Annotated in this window: 19 protein-coding genes; 1 reads left to right on the top strand and 18 read right to left on the bottom strand. The window is 39.4% G+C overall.

Annotation, left to right across the window (positions count from 1 at the left end; translation table 11 throughout):
• Positions 1-12 precede the first annotated feature (12 nt).
• The 17 genes from CGC63_RS02060 to CGC63_RS01980 form a co-directional block, all read right to left on the bottom strand.
• A complete protein-coding gene (locus CGC63_RS02060) occupies positions 13-981 on the bottom strand; it encodes a nucleoside hydrolase (RefSeq protein WP_004221413.1) in 969 nt (322 codons plus the stop codon).
• Positions 978-1,901 carry a ribokinase gene (gene rbsK, locus CGC63_RS02055; protein ID WP_081445586.1) on the bottom strand — a complete coding sequence of 308 codons (924 nt, stop codon included), beginning with the start codon at positions 1,899-1,901 and terminating at the stop codon, positions 978-980. The genes CGC63_RS02060 and rbsK overlap by 4 nt, the downstream gene beginning before the upstream one ends.
• Positions 1,902-2,158: 257 nt before the next feature.
• Entirely contained in the window at positions 2,159-2,830 is a 672-nt protein-coding gene (locus CGC63_RS02050) for a V-type ATP synthase subunit D (RefSeq protein WP_040351031.1), read from the bottom strand.
• Positions 2,831-2,865: 35 nt separating this feature from the next.
• Positions 2,866-4,239 (bottom strand): V-type ATP synthase subunit B, encoded by a 1,374-nt coding sequence (locus CGC63_RS02045; RefSeq protein WP_004221416.1) that lies wholly within the window; start codon positions 4,237-4,239, stop codon positions 2,866-2,868.
• The gene (locus tag CGC63_RS02040) at positions 4,239-6,005 is read right to left on the bottom strand and encodes a V-type ATP synthase subunit A (protein ID WP_004221417.1); all 1,767 of its coding nucleotides are present in this window, start codon (positions 6,003-6,005) and stop codon (positions 4,239-4,241) included. The genes CGC63_RS02045 and CGC63_RS02040 overlap by 1 nt, the downstream gene beginning before the upstream one ends.
• A gap of 20 nt (positions 6,006-6,025) precedes the next feature.
• Positions 6,026-6,346, bottom strand: coding sequence for a V-type ATP synthase subunit F (locus CGC63_RS02035; RefSeq protein WP_004221420.1), 321 nt, complete (start codon positions 6,344-6,346; stop codon positions 6,026-6,028).
• On the bottom strand, positions 6,339-7,316 hold the full coding sequence (locus CGC63_RS02030; RefSeq protein WP_004221423.1) for a V0D/AC39 family V-type ATPase subunit: 978 nt from the start codon (positions 7,314-7,316) through the stop codon (positions 6,339-6,341). The genes CGC63_RS02035 and CGC63_RS02030 overlap by 8 nt, the downstream gene beginning before the upstream one ends.
• Positions 7,317-7,342: 26 nt before the next feature.
• Complete coding sequence (locus CGC63_RS02025; protein WP_004221426.1) at positions 7,343-7,936, bottom strand: V-type ATP synthase subunit E; 594 nt, start codon at positions 7,934-7,936, stop codon at positions 7,343-7,345.
• Positions 7,937-7,984: 48 nt separating this feature from the next.
• Positions 7,985-8,461, bottom strand: a complete 477-nt coding sequence (locus CGC63_RS02020; RefSeq protein ID WP_004221428.1) for a V-type ATP synthase subunit K — start codon at positions 8,459-8,461, stop codon at positions 7,985-7,987.
• Positions 8,458-10,494: a V-type ATP synthase subunit I gene (locus CGC63_RS02015; protein ID WP_004221430.1), complete on the bottom strand. Its 2,037-nt coding sequence runs from the start codon at positions 10,492-10,494 to the stop codon at positions 8,458-8,460. Before CGC63_RS02015 ends, CGC63_RS02020 begins: the two co-directional genes overlap by 4 nt.
• Before the next feature lie 42 nt (positions 10,495-10,536).
• Entirely contained in the window at positions 10,537-10,845 is a 309-nt protein-coding gene (locus CGC63_RS02010) for a hypothetical protein (RefSeq protein WP_009247449.1), read from the bottom strand.
• Between the two features lie 230 nt (positions 10,846-11,075).
• Positions 11,076-12,251, bottom strand: coding sequence for an ABC transporter substrate-binding protein (locus tag CGC63_RS02005; protein ID WP_004221433.1), 1,176 nt, complete (start codon positions 12,249-12,251; stop codon positions 11,076-11,078).
• A 124-nt stretch (positions 12,252-12,375) separates the two neighbouring features.
• Positions 12,376-13,416 carry an AI-2E family transporter gene (locus CGC63_RS02000; RefSeq protein ID WP_004221434.1) on the bottom strand — a complete coding sequence of 347 codons (1,041 nt, stop codon included), beginning with the start codon at positions 13,414-13,416 and terminating at the stop codon, positions 12,376-12,378.
• A 57-nt stretch (positions 13,417-13,473) separates the two neighbouring features.
• Positions 13,474-14,148, bottom strand: coding sequence for an RluA family pseudouridine synthase (locus tag CGC63_RS01995; RefSeq protein WP_040351032.1), 675 nt, complete (start codon positions 14,146-14,148; stop codon positions 13,474-13,476).
• 963 nt (positions 14,149-15,111) lie between these two features.
• Positions 15,112-17,385, bottom strand: coding sequence for a hydratase (locus CGC63_RS01990; RefSeq protein WP_004221436.1), 2,274 nt, complete (start codon positions 17,383-17,385; stop codon positions 15,112-15,114).
• A 151-nt stretch (positions 17,386-17,536) separates the two neighbouring features.
• A complete protein-coding gene (locus tag CGC63_RS01985) occupies positions 17,537-18,622 on the bottom strand; it encodes a PucR family transcriptional regulator (RefSeq protein ID WP_040351033.1) in 1,086 nt (361 codons plus the stop codon).
• 161 nt (positions 18,623-18,783) lie between these two features.
• Entirely contained in the window at positions 18,784-19,896 is a 1,113-nt protein-coding gene (locus tag CGC63_RS01980) for an ABC transporter ATP-binding protein (RefSeq protein ID WP_004221438.1), read from the bottom strand.
• A 281-nt stretch (positions 19,897-20,177) separates the two neighbouring features.
• Here CGC63_RS01980 and CGC63_RS01970 point away from each other — a divergent pair, with 281 nt between their 5' ends.
• Positions 20,178-20,444, top strand: coding sequence for a hypothetical protein (locus CGC63_RS01970; RefSeq protein ID WP_009247455.1), 267 nt, complete (start codon positions 20,178-20,180; stop codon positions 20,442-20,444).
• Positions 20,445-20,616: 172 nt separating this feature from the next.
• Here the strand turns inward: CGC63_RS01970 and CGC63_RS01965 are convergent, their stop codons facing one another.
• Positions 20,617-22,236: an IS1182 family transposase gene (locus CGC63_RS01965; protein ID WP_004221446.1), complete on the bottom strand. Its 1,620-nt coding sequence runs from the start codon at positions 22,234-22,236 to the stop codon at positions 20,617-20,619.
• Between the last annotated feature and the right edge of the window lie 100 nt (positions 22,237-22,336).

Below are 22,336 nucleotides of genomic sequence, written 5' to 3'. Positions count from 1 at the left end.
TCTCCCTTCAAATTATCGGTTTAAATACTCCAATATTTCTTCTTTCTTTTCTTCAAATATCGTTGTCAATAGCAGCTTATAAAACTTATTCACATCTACCTCTGCCGCATACCACGCATTACACCTTCCGTCATTCCAATGCCCGTTAATATCCACAATAGATTGACCTCTTCCAATTCCATCGGTAAGCACATCAATATTGGCCTTTTTTAAAGTTAATATAGTCGGATCGATAAAATATGCCACAGTCAAAACATCGTGCATCGGTGCAACCGGTTTTCTTCTGGAATTCCAATTATCATCCAAACCAACACGTGTAACATTGTATAAAAAGTTAGATAACTTTGTATTAAAAATTCGGAGCAGCTCACGAACGTCTGCACCTAAAGCAATTTTATTTGTAACGTCAAGCCCTATCATAACGGCATCCTGAAATCCTGCATTCAGTACTTCTTTTGCTGCTAACGGATCCGCCCAAAAGTTATATTCCGCTACCGGACTCATGTTTCCTGTATATTTTGCACCTCCCATAATAATAAGCTGTTTGATTTTTTTAGGGAATTCCGGGTCTTTTCGAATTGCCTTTGCAATATTAGTACAAGGTCCTATGGCAAACAATGTAATTTCTCCCGGATGCTCTGTCGCTGTCTCTACCAAAAAATCAACCGCATTTTTTTCTTCTTCCTCTTTTTCAGTCTCGATTGTATACGCATATCCTCCCAATCCGTCATCTCCAAAAGCAGGAACTGTATCCGGCTGCTTATCATCCAATGCTCTTGCAGACCCTCTATACAACGGAATGTCTTCTCTTCCGCATAAAGCTAAAATCTTCAACCCATTCTGCGTTGTATTATCAATATCACCGTTTCCTGACACTGTACAAACAGCTTTCAGGTCCAGCTCAGAACTTTTTAACGCCAGAATAATTGCCAAAGCATCATCTACCCCCGGGTCACAATCAATAATTATCGGTCTTTTCACTCTTTTTCCTCCTCCTTCATTTTTTCTATCACTTCTTCCATTGTGGGTATGGAAGTCTGTGCTCCTTTTCGTGTTACCACAATTCCCGACACGCTGTTTCCAAATTGAATTGCCTCAGCATAAGCCTTTCCTTTACTTAATGCCAATGCCAATGCTGCGGTAAAGCAATCTCCTGCTGCTGTCGTATCAACTGCGGTTACTTTTTGTGCCTTAAAATACTCTGTTTTATCTTTCGTAACAAGCAAAGCGCCATCTCCGCCTAATGTAACAATGACTGTCTGAATTCCTTTTTCTAATAATTCCTCCGCTCCCGAAATCAGCTCTTCTTTTGTCTCAAGCTTTTTTCCGATTAAAGTCTGAAGCTCCGTTTCATTTGGCTTTACAATAGTAAAACCTTCTAAAAACTGTTTTGGCAGATCATCCTGTGCAGGCGCAGGGTCTAAAATAATTAACTTTTCCTGTGCTAAGGTTTTCACATATTCTACAACCTCAAGAGGGATTTCCAGCTGCATAATAATAATATCGGCTCTCTTAATCAAATTCACATGTTTGTCTATCATCTGTGTTGTCAGCTTATTATTTGCTCCCTGAACAACAATAATGCTGTTTTCTCCTCCCTCGTCAACGCTAATAAAAGCATTTCCCGTAGGCGTTCCCTGAATAATCTCTATTCCCGAAATTCCCACTCCTACATTCTGAAGATTTTCTATCAGCATCCTTCCGTACAAATCATCTCCCACTGCTCCAATCATGTCTACTTGTCCGCCTAATTTTCCAACAGCATAAGCCTGATTTGCACCTTTTCCTCCCGGAACAAGATTTACATCCTCTCCCAAAATTGTTTCACCTGAAAGTGGCATTTTCTTTACGTTAATTACAAAATCCATATTCAGACTTCCGACTACTAATATATTACTCACTATTTTCTCTCCTTTTATACGGGAAAATATTTTCCTAAATTGTTTTCTTTATCTAGAATATACCACTATCATATTTTGTAGTCAAGTTATTTTGTATATTTTGCACTTTTTCATATTTTTAACACATATTTTTTGTGTACTTTTACAAGTATTGCAATTTATCAGTGTGCATTCATGTTAGCCATTTTTCTCCCCAACTAAAAAAAGATGATACAGAACTGTCCTCAAACAATTCCATATCATCTTTTCTATTCTTTTTATTCCACCATGACCTCTTTTTCTTTATAATGATGCGCTTCTTCCAACATCATATCTTTTACCTTCATCAAACGAATTTGTGTACTTCTCTCGTTTTCATCAAGCTTCATGGTAATATACTTAATATTCTGTTGTGTCTCCGGAATAATAACATGCTCCAGAGCATTTACTCTGCGTCGTGTCTTCTCAATTTCAGAAGCCATTAACTGACAGGACTTCTCCACTTCCGCAAGCCTTAACATATCCGGCAAAATATCTGCCAGAGATTTCACAGCTCCGTCTAAATCCCCTGAGGTAAATGCGAAACCATAAGAATAAACATCATTTGCATCTGCGGTTCTGGTCTTTGTCTCAAAAACCGGAATATCCACACTCATAACATTTTTCTTCCCTGCTTCCAGATAAACCTCCTGCTTGGGCGACATTAAAGCTGTGTTTAATATCTGCTCAGACATACCTGCTTTTGCAATGACAAAGTTCTTATTTGCGGATAAAATTCCTGCCTCTACTTTCTGGCGCAGCGCCATGTTTTCCCTTACCAAATCAAGGAACTGCCTCATAAGCTCATCACGCTTATCTTTCAGAAGCTTATGTCCCTTTACCGCCGTTACCAGCTTCTTTTTCAGACGGGTAAGCTCCATTCTGGTAGGTGTTACCTGCGTAGATGCCAAAATATCACCTCTTTCTTCTTATTACAGAATTCACTTTAGAACTTTCCATAATATTCATCTAAGAACTTATCATCAATACGTTTCAGCTCGCTTCTTGGAAGAATGGAAAGCAGTTTCCAGCCAATTCTCAGAGTTTCCTCAATGTCACGGTTTGCCATATATCCCTGTGAAACGTATTCCTGCTCAAAGGCATCTGCAAATTTCGCATAAATAATGTCAATATCGGAAAGAGCTGCTTCACCTAAAATAACCATCAATTCTTTTGCTTCTTTGCCTCGTGCATAAGCTGCAAAAAGCTGGTTCATGGTATTGGAATGGTCTGCTCTTGTCTTTCCTTCACCGATACCTTTATCTTTCAGACGGGAAAGTGACGGTAATACATCGATTGGGGGCGTAACGCCTTTACGATATAATTCACGACTCAAAATAATCTGACCTTCGGTAATATATCCTGTTAAGTCAGGAATTGGATGAGTTTTATCATCCTCAGGCATGGTCAGAATTGGTATCATGGTAATACTTCCCTTTTTGCCTTTCTGACGTCCGGCTCTTTCATACATCGTTGCAAGGTCGGTATACATGTAACCAGGATAACCTCTACGTCCCGGTACTTCCTTACGGGCTGCGGATACCTCACGAAGGGCATCTGCATAGTTTGTGATATCGGTTAAAATAACCAATACGTGCATATCTTTTTCAAATGCAAGATATTCTGCTGCTGTCAGCGCCATTTTCGGTGTTGCAATACGCTCAACAGCCGGGTCATTTGCCAGATTGATAAATAATACCGTTCTGTCAATAGCGCCTGTTTCTTTAAAACTCTCTGTAAAGAAGTTCGCTTCCTCGAAAGTGATACCCATAGCCGCAAATACAACGGCAAAGTTCTCTCCTGAACCACGTACCTTGGCCTGTCTTGCAATCTGAGCTGCAAGCTGTGCATGAGGCAGACCGGATGCGGAGAAGATAGGAAGCTTCTGTCCACGAACCAGTGTATTCAAACCATCAATGGCAGAAACACCTGTCTGAATAAATTCTTCCGGATAGCTTCTTGCAGCTGGGTTCATAGGAAGACCATTGATATCCATTCTGGCATCCGGCAAAATTTCCGGACCGTCATCAATCGGGCGCCCCAGACCGTCAAAGACACGTCCCAGCATGTCTTCAGATACACCAAGCTCCATACTTCTTCCTAAGAAACGAACCTTGCTGTTTGAGAGGTTAATACCTGTGGAGCTTTCAAAAAGCTGTACCAGAGCATTACTTCCGTCAATTTCAAGTACACGGCAGCGGCGTGTTTCGCCATTTGCCAATTCAATTTCACCCAGTTCATCAAAATGAACGTTTTCAACGCCACGAACCAACATAAGAGGTCCGGCAACTTCCTGTATTGTTCTATATTCCTTTGGCATTAGAAGTCCTCCTTCCCTGTTATATTGGAAATTTCTTTTGCAAGCTGTTCTAATACAGCTTTATATTCTTCATCCAAATTTTCTTCTAACACATATTTAAAACGTCCGATTTTCTCACGAACATCAAGTTTTACTAAATCCTGAATATTTGCGCCTTTTTCCAGAGCATCCACACCCTGCTCATAGTATGCAACTACCAGCTTCATTAACAAATACTGTTTTTTCAGAGAGCTGTAAGTGTCCACTTCATGGAAAGAGTTCTGGTGCAAAAAGTCCTCACGGATAGAGCGTGCTGCTTCCATTTTCAGACGGTCGCCTGCTGATAAAGCATCCATACCAACCATCTTAACAATTTCTTCCAGCTCTGCTTCGTCCTGTAAAAGACTCATCATTTTCTGACGACCTGTCATCCAATCCGGTGCAACTTTCTCGTTAAACCATTTTTCCATATTGTCAAGATATAAGGAGTAGCTGGTAAGCCAGTTAATTGCAGGGAAATGTCTCTTGTATGCAAGAGAAGAGTCCAAGCCCCAGAATACCTTTACAATACGAAGAGTTGCCTGAGATACCGGCTCAGAAATATCACCACCCGGAGGAGATACTGCACCGATTACAGACAATGCTCCCTCTCTCTTATCTTTTCCAAGAGAAATTACATGTCCTGCTCTTTCATAGAACTGTGCCAGACGAGAACCGAGGTATGCAGGATATCCTTCTTCACCCGGCATTTCCTCCAGACGTCCTGACATCTCTCGAAGAGCCTCCGCCCAACGGGAAGTGGAGTCTGCCATAAGTGCAACAGAATAACCCATATCACGGAAATATTCTGCAATGGTAATACCTGTGTAAATAGATGCTTCACGGGCAGCAACCGGCATATCGGAGGTATTGGCAATCAATACCGTTCTTTCCATCAAGGACTGTCCTGTTTTCGGGTCTTTCAGTTCAGGGAACTCATTTAATACGTCTGTCATCTCGTTTCCACGTTCACCGCAGCCGATATAAACCACGATGTCCGCCTCTGCCCATTTTGCCAGCTGATGCTGAATAACTGTTTTTCCGCTTCCGAAAGGTCCCGGAACAGCGGCAACACCACCCTTTGCAATAGGGAAGAAGGTATCAACTACACGTTGTCCTGTTACAAGAGGCATTTCCGGAGGAAGCTTTTTCAGATATGGACGACCTCTACGAACCGGCCATTTCTGCATCATAGTCAGCTCTTTGTCACCCTGCTCTGTTGTAATCACAGCTACAACATCCTCAACGGTAAATTCTCCTGCTTTAATTTCTTTTACAGTACCGCTCATGCCATAAGGCACCATAATTTTATGGTTTACTACGATGGTTTCCTGAACAGTACCGATAATGTCACCATTTTCTACATGGTCTCCTGCTTTTACTGTGGGAACAAAATTCCATTTTAAATTTCTCTTTAAGGAAGGAACTTCCACACCTCTTTTTAAGTTTGTTCCACAAACCTTCATAATATCATCCAGAGGACGCTGAATACCGTCATAAATACTGGTAATCAAACCAGGTCCTAATTCAACAGACAGCGGAGCTTCTGTGGACTCTACCGGTTCTCCCGGACCAAGACCTGAAGTTTCCTCATATACCTGAATGGATGCTTCATCTCCATGCATTTCAATGATTTCACCAATCAAACGCTGATTACTAACACGAACAACGTCAAACATATTTGCATCACGCATGCCCTCTGCAATAACCAGCGGACCTGCTACTTTTTTAATTATACCTTTGCTCATGGCCACGCATCACCTGCTTTCTAATTATTACTGAATAGAATATCAGAGCCTACTGCCTGTTCTACTGAATTTTTCACGCCCTGCACACCGTCTCCGGTATTTCCTGACACGCCGGGGATTTGAATAATCGCCGGTAAAATTCTCTCCTGATATTTTTCTATTACATTTTTGCACTCAGCCGCCAAGGCTTCTGTAATATAAATAATCCCATATTCCTGACTGGCAAGTGCCTCTATTTTTTCTTCTGCCTCTTTACGGTCGGCCACAGGGAATGTATCAAGGCCCAGTGTAGCAAATCCGTATATACTGTCATAGTCGCCCACAACTGCAATCTTATACATACATCTCCCTTACCCTTTCCCGGATTGACTCCTCAGAAAAACCATTTTGTTTTCCTGAGAGAATAATTCTCACCGTTTTTATTTCATTTTCCCTTGCCAGCACATAAGCTACCAAAGGTCCTACTGAAAATGACTCATATTTCTGCGGCTGCATTGCCTGCATCATACGATTGTCACACCATCTTTCAAATGCGGAGGAAGACTCTGCAATCGCCTGCCCTCCTTCTGCATAAGCAGTGCCGGATAAATATTCCGTAACTGCCTCCATACCTGCTGCTGCCGCTTTTGACAACTGTTCTACATTTATGGATTTACACGGAGCCATTGCACGTTTCATAAATTCAATGGTCTTTGCGGTCTTCTGTGAGCGCACTGCAATTTTAATATCTGCAATAGCAACAACAGACTCGGCATATTCCTTGATAATGCTGTCTTTCGCTGCCTCACCGGCTGCATAGATTGCATCCAATGCCGCCCTGTCGATAATCACATCGCACAACTGCCCATCTCCTGTATGCAGCAAGGTTTCATAAGCTTCTCTTGCCGCACCTGACATGTTTTCCGGAAATCTGGAAAATTCTTTATTTTTAATAATCTCCAACATCTCCTTAGGACTAATCTGCGTATCTTCATAATAAATATTCAGATTTTGATTATCCTTTCCGGAGCAGGCATCTTTAATCGCTGCTTTCAGATTGTGAAAGAGATTTGGATAGGAAAGCACGTCAAAAACAGACATATCTACCCCTAAATCCTTCATGGTCTCCCATATTTTTTCTGTCTCTCTTTCTAAAATTGCCTCTGCACTTCCTGCCGTATCATTATCTCCCCAGCCCTTTTCCTGTAAAATCTGAATACATTGTTCCTCTGTTTCACAGGCAAGCAACTGGTCTATAATCTGGGAAGTAAATAATGATGTCTCCAGCGCACGTATTCGCGCAACCGCATAGGTATACTTTGTGTCAAACAAATCAATTCCTCCTTTTTGCGGTTATGCTATGAAAATAATAAACTATGAACCTTATCAGAAAGCTCATCCTTCTGAGAATGAAACATCGCCTTAAATGTACAATTCTCCTCAATGCCTCCATATACAAGAACAAAGCCGCCTTTTACATTTCTGGTTTCCTTGGAAATAGTAAGTGCTCCGCCCTTTTCCTTTGCAATACCTTTGATTTCTTCTTCAAAGCCCGGTGTCATCTTTTCCAAATCTTCCTTAGCGAAGCAAATTTCTCCTTCTTCCGGAAGAACATATTTATAGAGCATTTTTCGAAGCATTCCAAAATATGTGGTTTCGTCTGCGCTGATTAAAGTTTCATAAGCCTTTTCAAGCACTTCTGAAATAATTTCCTGCTTTGCCTCTAAAAGAGCTTTTCTTCTCTGCAAAGCACAGGAAGACTCAGAGCGCTCTGCAAGACTTTTCACTTCTTCCTCTGCGTTTTGAGCAATGCGACTGCATTCTGCTTCTGCTCTTTTCTTTGCTTCGGCAAGAATTTCATCTGCCTCTTTTCTCGTGTCCTCGAGAATTTTTTCTGCGCAAGTATGGGCTTCTTCAAGAATCTGGCTTTTCATTTTTTCTAATCCAGTCATTCTTCGCTCTCCTTTACTTATTCCATCTTTTTCAAAACTGCCCTAATCTTAGAACTGAAGGTTTGTTACAGACAGAATAGAAATAAGAAGCGCTAAAATCGCATAAGTTTCAACCATTGCCGGGAAAAGCATTGCTTTACCGAACTGTTCCGGTTTCTTTGCAACAATTCCGATAGCTGCTGCGGAAGTCATTCCCTGATATTTACCGGAAATCAAACCAACAATACCGATAGGAAGACATGCTGCTAATACCAATAATCCCTGCTGAGGTGTCAGTTCAAGCATTCCGCCGCCTAATAATCCGATTTTTGATAAAGTGATAAATCCAACCAGCAAACCGTAGATACCCTGTGTACCCGGAAGCAGCTGCATAATCAATACTTTTGCAAATTTGGAAGGGTCTTCAGAAACAACTCCTGAGGCAGCCTGACCTGCAATACCAACACCGATTGCAGAACCTGCACCTGATAAAAATACTGCTACTGCTGCACCTAATAATGCGTAAACAATTCCTAAATGACTCATAAATACGTTTCCTCCTTAACATCTACATATTTTGTACTAGACTTAAATGGGTTGAAAGGTTTTCCTCCACCCTCATAAAATTTGCCGAAAAACTCAACAAACTGAAGACGGTTTGTATGAACATAAGCTCCCAGCACATTGATTGCCATGTTAAACGCATGACCAAATACAAATACTACAAGAAATACAATCGCACCAAAGATGCCGTCTCCTGCCATACTTCCCATCTGGTTAATAACAGATGCAATAACTCCCGTTGCCAGTCCCAGAGCTAAAAGTCTGGAATAAGATAATACATCACTGAGCCATCCCGTTACGTTATATACATCATACAAGCCCAATGCCAGACGAAGCCCCGGATTTTTATTGGCACGTCCTGACATGAGAATAATACCTACTACACCTACAATAGAAAGAACCTTTCCTGTTCCCGCTACTGCCGGTGGGAAAATACTTGGGTCAATTTGTGCAATGGATGCAAAGATTTCGCTTGGAAGCAGCATCAGCAGCAAACCAATTAAAAATACGTACCAAAGCACAACATCACAGAAGAAATCCAACACTTTCTTATCCTTTAACAGCATATACCCCTTAATGCCCAAACCGGTAAACAGGTGAATAACACCAAATGCCATAGAATAAATAAGCATTTTCATAGGGTCATTCAAAGGTACAAACCAAAGAGCCTTTACAAGTCCGCCCTCCGGAACCTCTACGTGGAAAAAGGTTCGTGCCACTACATCAATGGCATCTCCGAAATATCCTCCAAAGAGAACACCCCATACCAATGTAGAAATACCGCAGTACATAAACATTTTAATGGCCTTCTTTAAAGACTGCTCCATTCTCGGGAATTTCTTCAGTACAAAGAAACAACCGAGGAAAATAATGAGTCCATACGCTGCATCGGATAACATTAATCCAAATAAAAACACGTAGAAGAAGGACATGATTGTTGTTGGGTCAATCTCGCCTTTCTTTGGCAATCCATAGGACTCCAAAACTCCTTCTACCGACTCTGAAAATCCATTGTTGCTAAGAAGAACCGGGCCTTCCTCATCCTCTGCCAGCTCCTCCACATCCATACTCAAGGTATACTTTTCATTTAGCGCCTTTTCTAATGCGGGAACTGCTTTTTCCGGTACATAACCGCTTATCATGAAAGTCTTCTTAGATTGCGGAAGCTGTCCCAGTACCTCGTACTTTTCAGCTCTGGCACGGAAATAATCAGATGCCAGCCTGATATTCATTCTTTCAGACTGCTGTTTTCTAATATTTTCCTGACAATCTAAAATTTCTTTCTGTAAATCTCTAATCTGCATTTCCAGCTTTTCTTTCTCTTGTGCAGGCGTCTGTGTCACAGGCTGTGACGGTCTGGCAAAACCGTTCTGCCTGAAAACCTCTTCGACCTTTCCCGCATCCTTTTTCATACACAGCACTGCAATATAAACTGCGTCCTGTCCAGAAGAAAGAACAGTAATATCTACTCCGGAAATTTCCGGTGCATTTTCTGCAATCAGACTGTACATTCCGTCTAAAGTCATCTGTCCGGGCATTGTTCCGACCAGAAGCTCTGTGCTCTTTGTCCCTTTCCATGTCATGGGAACATCCAGCATCATCCACGGAATAAGCATTTCTATCTGATTTTCAAATTTTTGAATATTGGCACGGTACTCTGCAATCTTTTTCTGATTGCCGATGATATCCGAAACAATATCCATAATTTGCTCCTTATGTTCTGCCACTGTCTCAAGCTCCCGCCGCTCTATCAGCTTTTTGCCTTCCAGACCGGAGAACATAGACACCTTTTCCGGCACGTATTCCTGAAGAATATCCAAAGCCATATCCGCTAAAGAAGCGTTTTTTTCAAATTTACTTCTCTCATTCTGTGTATTCATTCGCTCAAAACCTGAGTCATCATCCAGAACCTTGGAAATCTCCATAACGCCCATGGACTGAATTTTTTCCAGAATTGCTTTCCTGTCCTTCTTCAGTGCGCAGATACTTACCTTTTGCATCTGCAATACTGCCATATCCGCATTCCTCCTTTTTCGTAGTTCTACTTTGCAGTACGCCTATACCAAGCTCTCAATAATTGCGTCTACTGCTTCTTTTTCTCGAGATTTTGCAGTTTCCTTAATTTCTGCAATCTCTTTGCCGACATCCTTTAACGCCTCCTCGAGAGTCTTCTTGCCGGCATCCTGCGCAGCCCGGCACGCTTTCTTCGCTGCCTCCTGCGCCTGTTCAATCATTCCGGACTCCAGGTTTTCCGCTTCTTTTTTTGCATTTTCAAGAAGCTTTTCACTCTGGCTCTTGGCTTCAGCAATGATATCATCCGCTTTTTGCTCTGTTTCCCGGATTTCTTTGATTGTTTTTTCTACCACAGTATCACCACCTTCACATAACTTGATATTACTATGAATTATACATTTTGTCAATTTATTAACGTATTATTCTTGCTACTTTCACGAAATTCCTGCACTTTTATCGATTTTTTAAGGCAACAAAAGGGAAACTGCACAATTTTGCGCATTTCCCCTTTTCATCCTTTGTGTATTTTATCTAATTATCACAGTATTAAGCTGTTTTTTTCATTTGTTTTCACATTAACACTTTACTCGTATAAATAATTAGCGTATTCTGATAATTCAATGCTGTTCCCATCAATCCACTGATATCCGCAATTAATAAAGGTGTCATTTTCCAACTCTAAATCTGCACGCATTGCAGCTACAACAGTCGCATACCCCATGCCATAGGAATTCTGTACAAAAGTTCCGATTTCTGTTCCTTTCTTCACTGCGTCAATCTGTTTCTTTCCCGCATCAATACCCAGCACCGCAATTTCTCTGCCCGATGCACTCACTGCATCTAAAACAGCATTTGTGGCATGCTCATTTGTTCCAAAGTAACCTTTTACATCCGGATACAGCTTTAACACAGCCTCTGCCATTTCCGTCATACTCGTTTCCGGATTTTCATGAGAGATATTTACAATTTCAATTTCCGGATAATTATTTGCAATGGTTTCTGTAAATCCGATTTCTCTGTCTCTGCTTGTCTGAGATGCAGCAACATGTGTCATCACCGCAACCTGTCCCTGACCTCCAATGGCTTCTGCCAGCTTGTTTGCAGCCTCTGCTCCCATTGAATAATTATCTGTTGCGCATACGGAGTTGACTAAACTGCTTTGCACCCCTGAGTCCAGAACAACAACAGGAATATCATTTTCTGCCGCTGCTTCTAACTGTGCTTCACAGGACTCCATATCAATAGCCGCCAGACAAAGGACAGCAGGATTTTCAGAAAGCACCGCATCAATAATATTAATCTGGCTTTCTACATCCGTTTCCTCTGAAGGACCTTCAAAAGAAATTTTGATTTTATCTTCACCTTTATATCCCATTTTTTGGTTTAAATCTTTTACCGCATCATCCATACCTCTTTTTACACTTGCCCAGAAGCTGGATTTTGTATTCTTTACCACCACCGCAATATAACTGCCCGGTTCAGGATTTAACTCTTCCAAAGAAGTATAATCCCTTGTTCCTGCCTGCTCCTTCAAAACCTGCATGGTTAAATCATTTGCCATATTCTTTTCTTCTTCCGGCTCTTTTGAAGGCTCTTTCTCCTCCTGCGGCTTTTCTGTACTTGTAGTATCGGACTGCTCTTCCGTTTTCTCTGTATGATTTTGGCTTTTATCAGATTTTGGCTTTTCCTTTGAGCCACAGCCACTGATAACTCCTGCTGCCAGCATGCAGCACAGCAAACCCACCAGTACTTTCTTCATAATCTTACCTGCCTTTTACTCATTTTATCTAAAAGTTTTACTACTTTCCCATTATACACGAAAGTTTTTAATAGTCCATACCTTCTATCTTTGTTTATAAAATTTTTCGAAATGCCATAAGCTCTTAATTTTCCTTAAAAGCGGCACATTCCTTCAAAATCACATAAATTAAAAAAGCAGATACAGGTCCCAAAACAAATCCAAAACCACCATACAAAACCACTCCCAAGTAAACCGATACCAGTACCAAAAGCGGCGACACACCGACATGATTTCCGATAAGCCTCGGTTCTAAGAATTGTCGCACTGCCGCAGTCAAAAGATACAGCACAAGCAAGCCGATGCTCATTTTTATTTTCCCCTGAAGGAACATGAGCAGCGCCCCCGGAATAAGAAAAGTTCCTGTTCCCAGCACAGGAAAGGCATCAAACATCCCAATGGCAACACCAAAGCCTACGTAGTGCCTGACCTTCAGCGCCCAAAGTCCGCCCACACACAGCAGGCAAACCACAAAAATAATTTTAAACTGCGCTTTTAAATATGCTTTTATCCCTGCTGCCATTTCCCTGATAATATGAATAAGGTTTCCAAATATTTTCCACTTTTCCAAAGACGCATACACACGCTCCCTTTCCTGCAAAAATAAAATAGCAAACACAATACAAATTGCCAGTATACCGACAAAGCAAACACAGCCTTTTACAGAAACCACCGCCGTATTCATACTGTTCTTCCCCGAAAAAATGCACCGCAAGAAAAGTTCTGCCTGTCTGCTGATATAAAAACAGCTTTTATCCGCAGATATTCCTGTAAGACGCTCTATTCCAAGGCAAAGCTTCCATAAAATATCCTGCGCTTCCTCTTTCAATTCCGGATAATATTGGACACATTCCCCCAGTTTTCCGGTCAGATACTGCAAGGTAAAAAGCACACTCAAAACCGCCAGCAACACGCCCAGAATAATAAAAATCATTCCCAAAGCAGTTTCTGACAGGTGCAGCTTTTTACTCGTCTGCTTTTCACATATCCTCTTTGCCGGTACATGGACTGCTTCCGCCAAAATCCATCCTAAAAAAAACGGAAGTATAACAGGAAATACATATTTCATTCCCAGAAATACTCCTGCGCTCACTCCCGCTGCAATCCCTGCCTTTTTCCAATTCATAATCTATTCCCCCATACCTTTTATCCTTTACACTTAGTATGGTGAAACAATTCTTTCCTATACTATTGGAAAATTTCCAACCGGCATTACCTGAAATTCCATTTTCTTCCCTTTTGCAGGATGTAAAAAAGACAATTTATATGCACATAAAGAAACACCATGATTTGCATCCTCTTTCGTACATTTCACATTGTACTTTGCATCACCGAAAATCGGCAGTCCTGCATGTGCCAGCTGCACTCTAATCTGATGATGACGCCCTGTTTTCAAAGAAACTTCCAAAAGACTTCCCTCTTCTGTTTCTTTCAGAACCTTATAGGAAAGCTCCGCCCGTTTACTGTTTGCCGTTTTCTTTGCAACCACTTTAGACGTATTAGTTCTGCCGTCCTTTTCTAATTCATCAATTAAAGTTTCCTGTTTTTTATCCGTATGTCCCTGTGTATATGCCAGATAAGTTTTTTCAAATTTCCCCTGCTGCATTTGTTTACTGAGCTTTGCTGCGCTTTCTTTGTCTTTCGCAAACACAAGAACTCCCTGTACCGGCTGATCCAGTCTGTGGATAACTGCCACATAAGGTTCTTGTCCTTTCTTTGCCAAATAATTTCTCAATGCACATTCCATATCCAGAGTTCCCAACCGTTTGCTCTGAACCGGAAATCCTGCCGGTTTTTGACAAACCAAAATATATTTATCTTCATATAAAACAGTATCTTCTATATTTATAGTATTCATAGCGCCCTCATATATTCCTGTGTTTTTAATTTTTCCAATTATAGCACAAAAATCGAACAACCGCTATATCTAATACTTGGATATAACGGTTGTTCTAATTTTCTTCGTTATTCAATTTTCTTATTCCTTTCTTATTTAAGCTAACCTTTTTTCTTTCCCTATTTGTATAAATCCTTTTAAGATTTATTGAAAGTTTATATCAATCTATATATGATAATAAAAAGTTTCTAACAAGTAGTTCGGGCTATTTGCCTTCAAAATATTTCTCTATACATTTCTTTTTAATATAACAACTATTTTTATTTACCAAATACAACAGGCTTATTTCAACGAATAGAACTCATCATATTGTTTTTCTTTTTTGCTATACTTTAAAATGATATATAGATACTTTATTCTTTTAAATTATATTTCTTTACATATAATCTAAAACCTTTTTATTACTTTTGTGGTAAATGTTCAATATGAGGACATTTTTGATATTTACCTGAAATGCTTTTCCTACTATTATATATTATATTGCTGAGGAAGATTTTTTATTTTCTTATTTCAGGTCTTTCATAGGGATTTATGCCTTACCACTCTCATATTGATAATTTGATTTAGTAGTTTCCATTGGACTAAACCTCCTTATCTTTATTTAAAACTCCACATTCTTTTCATTCATTATTTTTTCCTTGGTACTTTATCATTACTTTCTGTTTATCTTGTATTCTCCGTACACTTAAAACTTTTATAATGATTTATCTTTTGTACCTTGTAGCCATCTTCAAAATTGATTTCTCGTCTCTAATTTTGAAATGGATATGAAATAATGTTTTGTAAAAGGTGTTTTGTTTTTTGTTGATTTTATAATACTACTTCCTCAGCAATTTGTCAATATCTTTTTTAATATTTTTTATCTTTTTTTATAACATTATTTTTTCTTCTTTTTAAACTGTAAATTGTATATTTATTTCAGAATTATATAGACAATTTATAATAATTAATCAGACAGCCTTGAAGCAAAATCGTGCGCTCATCCTGTGTCATCTCACCTAATCTTAAAGTAAAAGGTGAAAGTCCGTCTTTTACAACATAAGCTGTAAGCTCGCTCTTACCTTCTTTTACAGCTTCCTGTATATTTGGAATGTAAAGATAATCCCCTTTAGCAAAGGGCAGCTGCTCTTCTGTAAATAAAAACGGAAGCATACCCCAGTTTATCAGATTGGAACGATATCTTTTTGTGGCATACTCTCTGGCAATATTCGCCCAGCCTCCCAATACCTTCTGGCAGGATGCTGCCTGCTCTCTGGCTGAGCCGTCTCCCGGCTTTTCTGCAAAAATCGTACTTCCGATACCTGTATTTTCCCAGCTCATTGCTGCAAACTCTGCCTGTATCTGCTCTTTCATCTGACAAAGCCCGGACACCTTCTCTTCCGGAATTTCTCCCTGCTCTCTGGCTGTTTCTCCTTTTTGAATATCCTTTGCCAGCCCCACATAATCCGGCGCTTTTCTGGATAATGCAAATTCCGCCAGTCTTATAGGGTTGGAACGGAAAGAAGAAGTCTCTCCCGAAGGAATTAATTCATCCGTGGTAGTAACAGGGTCATGAATTTCTGCAGTTACCTGCAACAACAGGTTTTCAGGAAGCTTTGGCATCTTTGGCCAGTCTTTAATATTCGGTCCAAATTGAATTTCCACATCCGGCTCTGCTACACCCTTGCTGTCAAAAACTCTGTTCTCATAAATAGAACCGTCAAAGAAATACGTTGGTTTTCTATACGTTCCTTCGTACTCGGTTGCCGCTGTCAGACATCCTTTATTGGCTGCCGTTGCTGCAATAGAACGGGTATCCATCAACGCCACAGAAGAAATTTGTCCTTCCTGTAATTTCGAGCCTTCACGATTTGGGAAATTTCTGGTAGAATGGCGGATACTTAGCGCATTATTCGCCGGTGTATCTCCTGCACCGAAGCAAGGTCCGCAAAATGCGGTTTTTACAATAGCACCTGTCTGCATCAAATCTGCCAATACGCCGTTCTTCGCCAATTCCATATAAATCGGCGTACTTGCCGGATAAATACTCAGTGAAAATTCATCTGCGCCAATGCTTTTTCCTTTCAAAATATCTGCCGCATCACAAATATTTTCAAATCCGCCTCCTGCACAACCTGCAATAATTCCCTGTTCTACATATAGTTTTCCATTTCTTACTTTGTCCTTTAAGGTATAGGAAACATTTTCGCCGAGACTGACCTTTGCCTTTTTCTCCACTTCATCTAAAATATCCATTAGGTTTTTATTCAATTCCTCTATGGTATAAGTATTTGCCGGATGGAAAGGCATGGCAATCATAGGGCGGATTTCTGATAAGTTTACATAAACCATTCCGTCATAATAAGCCGTTGTCTTCGGCTGAAGCTCTTTGTAATCCTGTGCTCTGCCGTGTATCTCATAAAATTCCTTTACTTTGCTGTCTGTCTGCCAGATAGAGGATAAACAGGTGGTTTCCGTAGTCATAACATCAATGCCAATTCGATAGTCCACACTTAGTTTTCCTACTCCCGGCCCTACAAATTCCATTACTTTATTTTTCACATAGCCGGAAGAAAAAACAGCTCCGATAATTGCCAATGCAATATCCTGAGGACCTACACCGAAAGCCGGCTCTCCGGTAAGATAAACGCCCACCACATCAGGATAGGGGATATCATAAGTTTTTCCTAAAAGCTGTTTTACAAGCTCCGGACCTCCCTCACCCATAGCCATAGTACCTAAAGCGCCGTATCTGGTATGGCTGTCAGAGCCTAATATCATTTTTCCGCTCTCTGCCAGCATTTCTCTTGCATATTGGTGGATAACAGCCTGATGAGGCGGTACATAAACGCCCCCGTACTTCTTTGCGCAGCTTAATCCGAATACATGGTCATCCTCGTTAATGGTTCCGCCCACTGCACACAGAGAATTGTGACAATTTGTAAGTACATAAGGAACTGGAAATCTCTCCAGTCCGGAAGCTCTCGCTGTCTGTATGATACCTACAAAAGTAATATCATGAGATGTTAATTTATCAAATTTCAACTTCAGGAAATCCATATTTTCAGAAGTATTGTGATTTTTCAAAATGGAATAGGCAATTGTATTTTTCTTTGCTTCCTGTTTGCTCAAATGAAATTTTTGCTCCAGTCCCGTCTCGTCGCTTACAGGTTCCTGCCCTTCTGTCAGCCATGCGCCGTTTTTATATAATTTAATCATAGCAGCTCCTCCATTCTTTATGTCGTGAATTTCCTTCCATTATAAATTTTATCGTGGTAAATTGCAAGCACTTTATCATGCTAATTCAAAAAACACCCCGGCTATGAGATTTTTTATTCTCTCATTGCCGGAGTGTTTTCTTAAGCTAAGATTAATCTTGTTTTTTCATAAATTCCATATAACTGGAAACCATGAGTGCAATTTTAAAGGTCAGGGCATCGTCAAATACACGGATATCAAGTCCTGTACTTTTCTGAATTTTCTCTAATCGGTAAACCAGCGTATTTCTGTGAAGGAAAAGCTGTCTTGACGTTTCTGAAATATTCAGGTTATTATCAAAGAACTTATTGATTGTATTCAAAGTTTCTTCGTCTAAAGACTCCGGAAGCTTTCCGCCAAATACTTCCTTCATAAACATTTCGCAAAGCGGCATTGGAAGCTGATAAATCAGACGTCCAATTCCCAGATTGTTATATCCTACAATATTTTTCCCTACATAGAAAATTTTTCCTACGTCCAGAGCCATCTTTGCCTCTTTATAAGAACGGGATACATCCTTAATTTCATGGATAATATTTCCGTAAGATACACGAACCTGAGACATGGCCTCTGCATTCAGCATATCTACAATCATTTTCGCAATATTTTCAATTTCTTCATATCCGTCATTTTCTTCCAGACTGCGAACAATAATAATATTTTTCTCATCAATAGCCGTAATGAAATCATTATTTCTGGAAATAAATAAGTTCTTCAGAATTTCAATGGAGTCCTGATCCTTTTCATTCTTTGTTTCCACCAGAAGTACAACACGCTTTGCTTCTACTGCGATATGAAGCTTTTTCGCTTTGTTGTATACATCAACCAAAAGCAGATTATCCAAAATTAAATTCTGAATAAAGTTGGATTTATCAAAGCGTTCTTTATATGCCACAATCAAATTCTGGATTTGCGCTACGGCAACACGTCCAATCATATAAGCATCTTCGTTTCCGCCTTTTGCAACTAATACATACTCTACGGTCTGGTTATCGTAAATTTTGAAGAAATGATAACCTTTCATCACCTGACTGTCAGCCATAGACTCGGCAAAACTTCTCACATCCCCGAAGTCCTCGTTTTCAATGGCAAATGTAGTAGAATTCACCTTTCCGTCTATGTCCATAACACATAAATCAATTCTGGTAATCGCTCTGAGTTCGTCTAATGTTTTTTGTATTATCTGACTTGATATCATAATCATTCTCCTTTTAATATTTACCCGAAATTTCTAAAGTAATAATAACTGATTTTTTTTAAATTATCAACCTGATGTGAAAAGAATTTCATAGGATGCAATTTCCTATGAATAAAAGAATTCCCGCCTGGAATACCAGACGGGAAATATAATTTTTATTCTTAGTTTGTGATAACCTGTTCTGTTTCTTTATCGAATACATGAACTTTTTCCATATCAAGAGCAAATTTAACAGTATCACCTGTTCTTGCTGTTGTACGTGGGTTAACTCTTGCTGTCATTGGGAAGCCTTCTGTATCAAAGTACAGATATACTTCAGCACCTAATAATTCGTATACAGTAATTTTGCCTTCTACGATGCTATTTGGGAATGCCTGAATACGAGCTTCATCATCGTATACATGTTCCGGACGAATACCCATAACAACTGTTTTTCCATCGTATCCACCATCGATAAGAGCTTTTTTCTTAGAAGCCGGTACCTGAAGTACAGTATTTCCAATCTGTAAGTATACTTCATCACCTTTTACTTTTACAGTTGCATCTAAGAAGTTCATCTGAGGAGAACCGATAAATCCAGCAACGAATAAGTTAGCCGGAGCGTTGTATAATGTCTGAGGTGTATCTACCTGCTGTACAACACCGTCTTTCATAACAACAATTCTTGTACCTAATGTCATAGCTTCTGTCTGGTCATGTGTTACATAGATGATTGTAGCGCCTAATCTTTCATGTAATTTAGAAATCTCAGTACGCATCTGAACACGAAGTTTTGCATCCAAGTTTGACAGAGGTTCGTCCATTAAGAATACTTTAGGTTCACGCACGATAGCACGTCCCATAGCAACACGCTGTCTCTGACCACCGGAAAGAGCTTTCGGTTTACGGTCTAATAATTTTTCAAGGTCAAGAATTTTAGCTGCTTCTTTAACCATTTTATCAATCTGATCTTTTGGAACTTTTCTTAATTTAAGACCAAAAGCCATGTTATCATAAACTGTCATGTGTGGGTACAGAGCGTAGTTCTGGAATACCATTGCAATATCTCTGTCTTTTGGTTCTACATCATTTACAACTTTATCGCCGATTTTTAATGTACCGCCGGAAATTTCTTCCAGACCTGCAATCATACGAAGTGTTGTAGATTTACCACAACCTGAAGGACCTACAAAGATGATAAATTCTTTATCTGCAATTTCAAGGTTAAAATCTTTTACTGCTTCAAATCCGTTTGGATAAGTTTTGTTAATATGCTGTAATGATAAACTTGCCATTTCTCATTTTCCTCCTAGACGATATGTAAATATCCGTTTTTTGCTTTTTGAACTGTGTTTAGTATACAGCTATCTTGTTTTTTTTTCCATAGTTCAAATGCCCAAATATTTTTCCAACTCTTTGTAAGCCTAGACAATGCCAATAGCATTACTGGCATTTTGACATATTTTTCTGAATTACATAAGCAATCTGCACAATTCCGCCCGTAACCCTCTTTACACAAGCCTTTCTCTTACTTATAATAATGGCTATATAAAACGAAAACAGAAAGGATACGCACATGTTTCGATTAATGGGAAGCATTTATAAAGATACACATATATTAAAAAGTACGGTTATATGCGATGATACCAAGGACAGCCGGACTCAAAAGGTCTTTCATTCTCTGGACAGCATCTGCCATAAATTCGATTTGCCGTCTCCTATATGGCTGGACGCCAATGTTAAGGATTTTCAGAAGTTTTCCAAAGTACGTTTTTCTCAGGATAACTTTATTGAAATTCTGGATTTTGATTATTTTGAAATTCAGATTATTGAAGAAGATTAAAAATGGGGCTGTCGCTTTAACGATTAGTAAATCGTGAAGCGGCAGCTTCCTTTTTTCTGATTTTCGCTATATAGTTGCTCTGTTTCTATTGAAACAATAGCTTTTTCGTAAAAAAGCCGTACTTTAATACAACCCAAAACTGGATTTGAAAAAAATTTTGGATTCTCTAAATTTATGCACTCTTCAAAGGAAATAAATGCCTTCCAGTTTTCCCTTTTTGGATTTTGTTATGAAGTTTATTTACATTTTTTGCCATTGCCAGCAAAACACTTTCAGCAAGAACATTCGCTGTGCCACGACTCAAATATCTGCGAAACTGCATATCCTGTTTCAGTTCACCAAAAGATCCTTCTGCTTGGATGCTTCTATTTATTCTAAGAAGAATTCCTTTGTCAGAAAGAATCCGCTCCAAATCTTCCTCCCGATATTTCAAAAATGTTTTTGCTACGGAAAGCACTTTGTTTCTCTCTTCTATTGGTGTTTTACAGTTATTCCCCTTGATGCACTCTTTCTTGTAAGGACAATCTTTACATTCTTTACATTGATAAATGTTTTTTTCACTGATATATCCGGTTTTAGATTTAGAGCGACGGAGATGTGTAAAGGGCAGCTGTTTCCCATTTTTACAAATATAAGAGTCACTTTTTTCATCATACTTCATATTTTCTATACGGCCGATGTCGTTTCTATATTTTCTCTTTTTTGATATTTCATAATTCGATGGTTTGATAAATGCCAACTGCTGATTTTGATCTAGAAATACATAATTCTCTTCACTTTCATATCCAGCATCTGCAATGATTTTTTGATACTTAAATGTCAGATATTCTTCTGTTTCCTTTAAGAAGGGAATTAAGGTGGTAGTATCTGTGGGCTGTGGTCCGATTGTCAGCCATACAATGTATTCAGAATCAACGCCATGCTGTAAATTAAATGCTGGCTTTAACTGTCCATTTCCCATTGCGTCTTCTTTCATCCGCATAAAGGTGGCATCCGGATCTGTTTTAGAATAACTGTTCCTTTTTCCACAAATATGCAGTTTTTTTGTATATCCTTTTAAACGGTCCAGATAGTCTTCTAATGTTTCGATACTCTTTTGCAGCTGAGTTTTTCGTTTCCCAATACCATGTACAAATACAATGTTTTCTTCTTGTTTTAATGCGTACAGCTTTTTGCGTAACCGTTTTACGTGTTTCATTTTAACAGTATCACCGTGAACAATCCGAATACCATAAAGTTGCTCACATTCTGCAATGAGATCGGCGATTTTAATCAGCAACTTCGCCTGATTTTTGGTTACCGTCTTTTTCCATACAAATGTATATTTATTGGCGCAGGCTTCGATTTTTGTACCGTCTATAAAAATCGTTTCTCCCGAAATTTCTCCAAGTTCGTAAAAGAGATTAGACATTTCAGCGAGAATTCGTTTCGCACACGGAGCAAAATGAATACTTCGGAAACGGGCAAAAGTGGCATGGTCAGGAACTGGTTTTCCCTCTAAAAGATACATGAAATTAATATCTCGCTTACAGTTCAATTCCATAGAGCGAGAGGAATAATCACCATTCATATAGGAATATAAAACAATCTTCAAGAGTGTTCTTGGCGATACTGTATTTATTCTTTCATAAGTAGAATATAAGTCCGTTAAATCCATAGCCTCCACAAACTGACTCAGCAACCGCACAGAATCATCTACTGGAATAATTGTTTCTAAGTTTAAAGGAAGTTTTAGTTGATATCCTTCCTCATTCAAAGTATAATTCTTGTGTAATAATATAGGGGTTTGCATACTTATATTTTACACCAACAGCCAGGTTTTTCGAAGCCTGGCTGTAATTTTTTGCATAGAAAAGAGGCTGCGCACTAATTATTTAGTGCGACAGCCCCGT

This window comes from Blautia hansenii DSM 20583 (genome assembly GCF_002222595.2).
Classification (GTDB): Bacteria; Bacillota; Clostridia; order Lachnospirales; family Lachnospiraceae; genus Blautia; species Blautia hansenii.
Note: the sequence above shows the minus strand (reverse complement) of the source record. Positions and strands in the feature narration are given on the sequence as shown.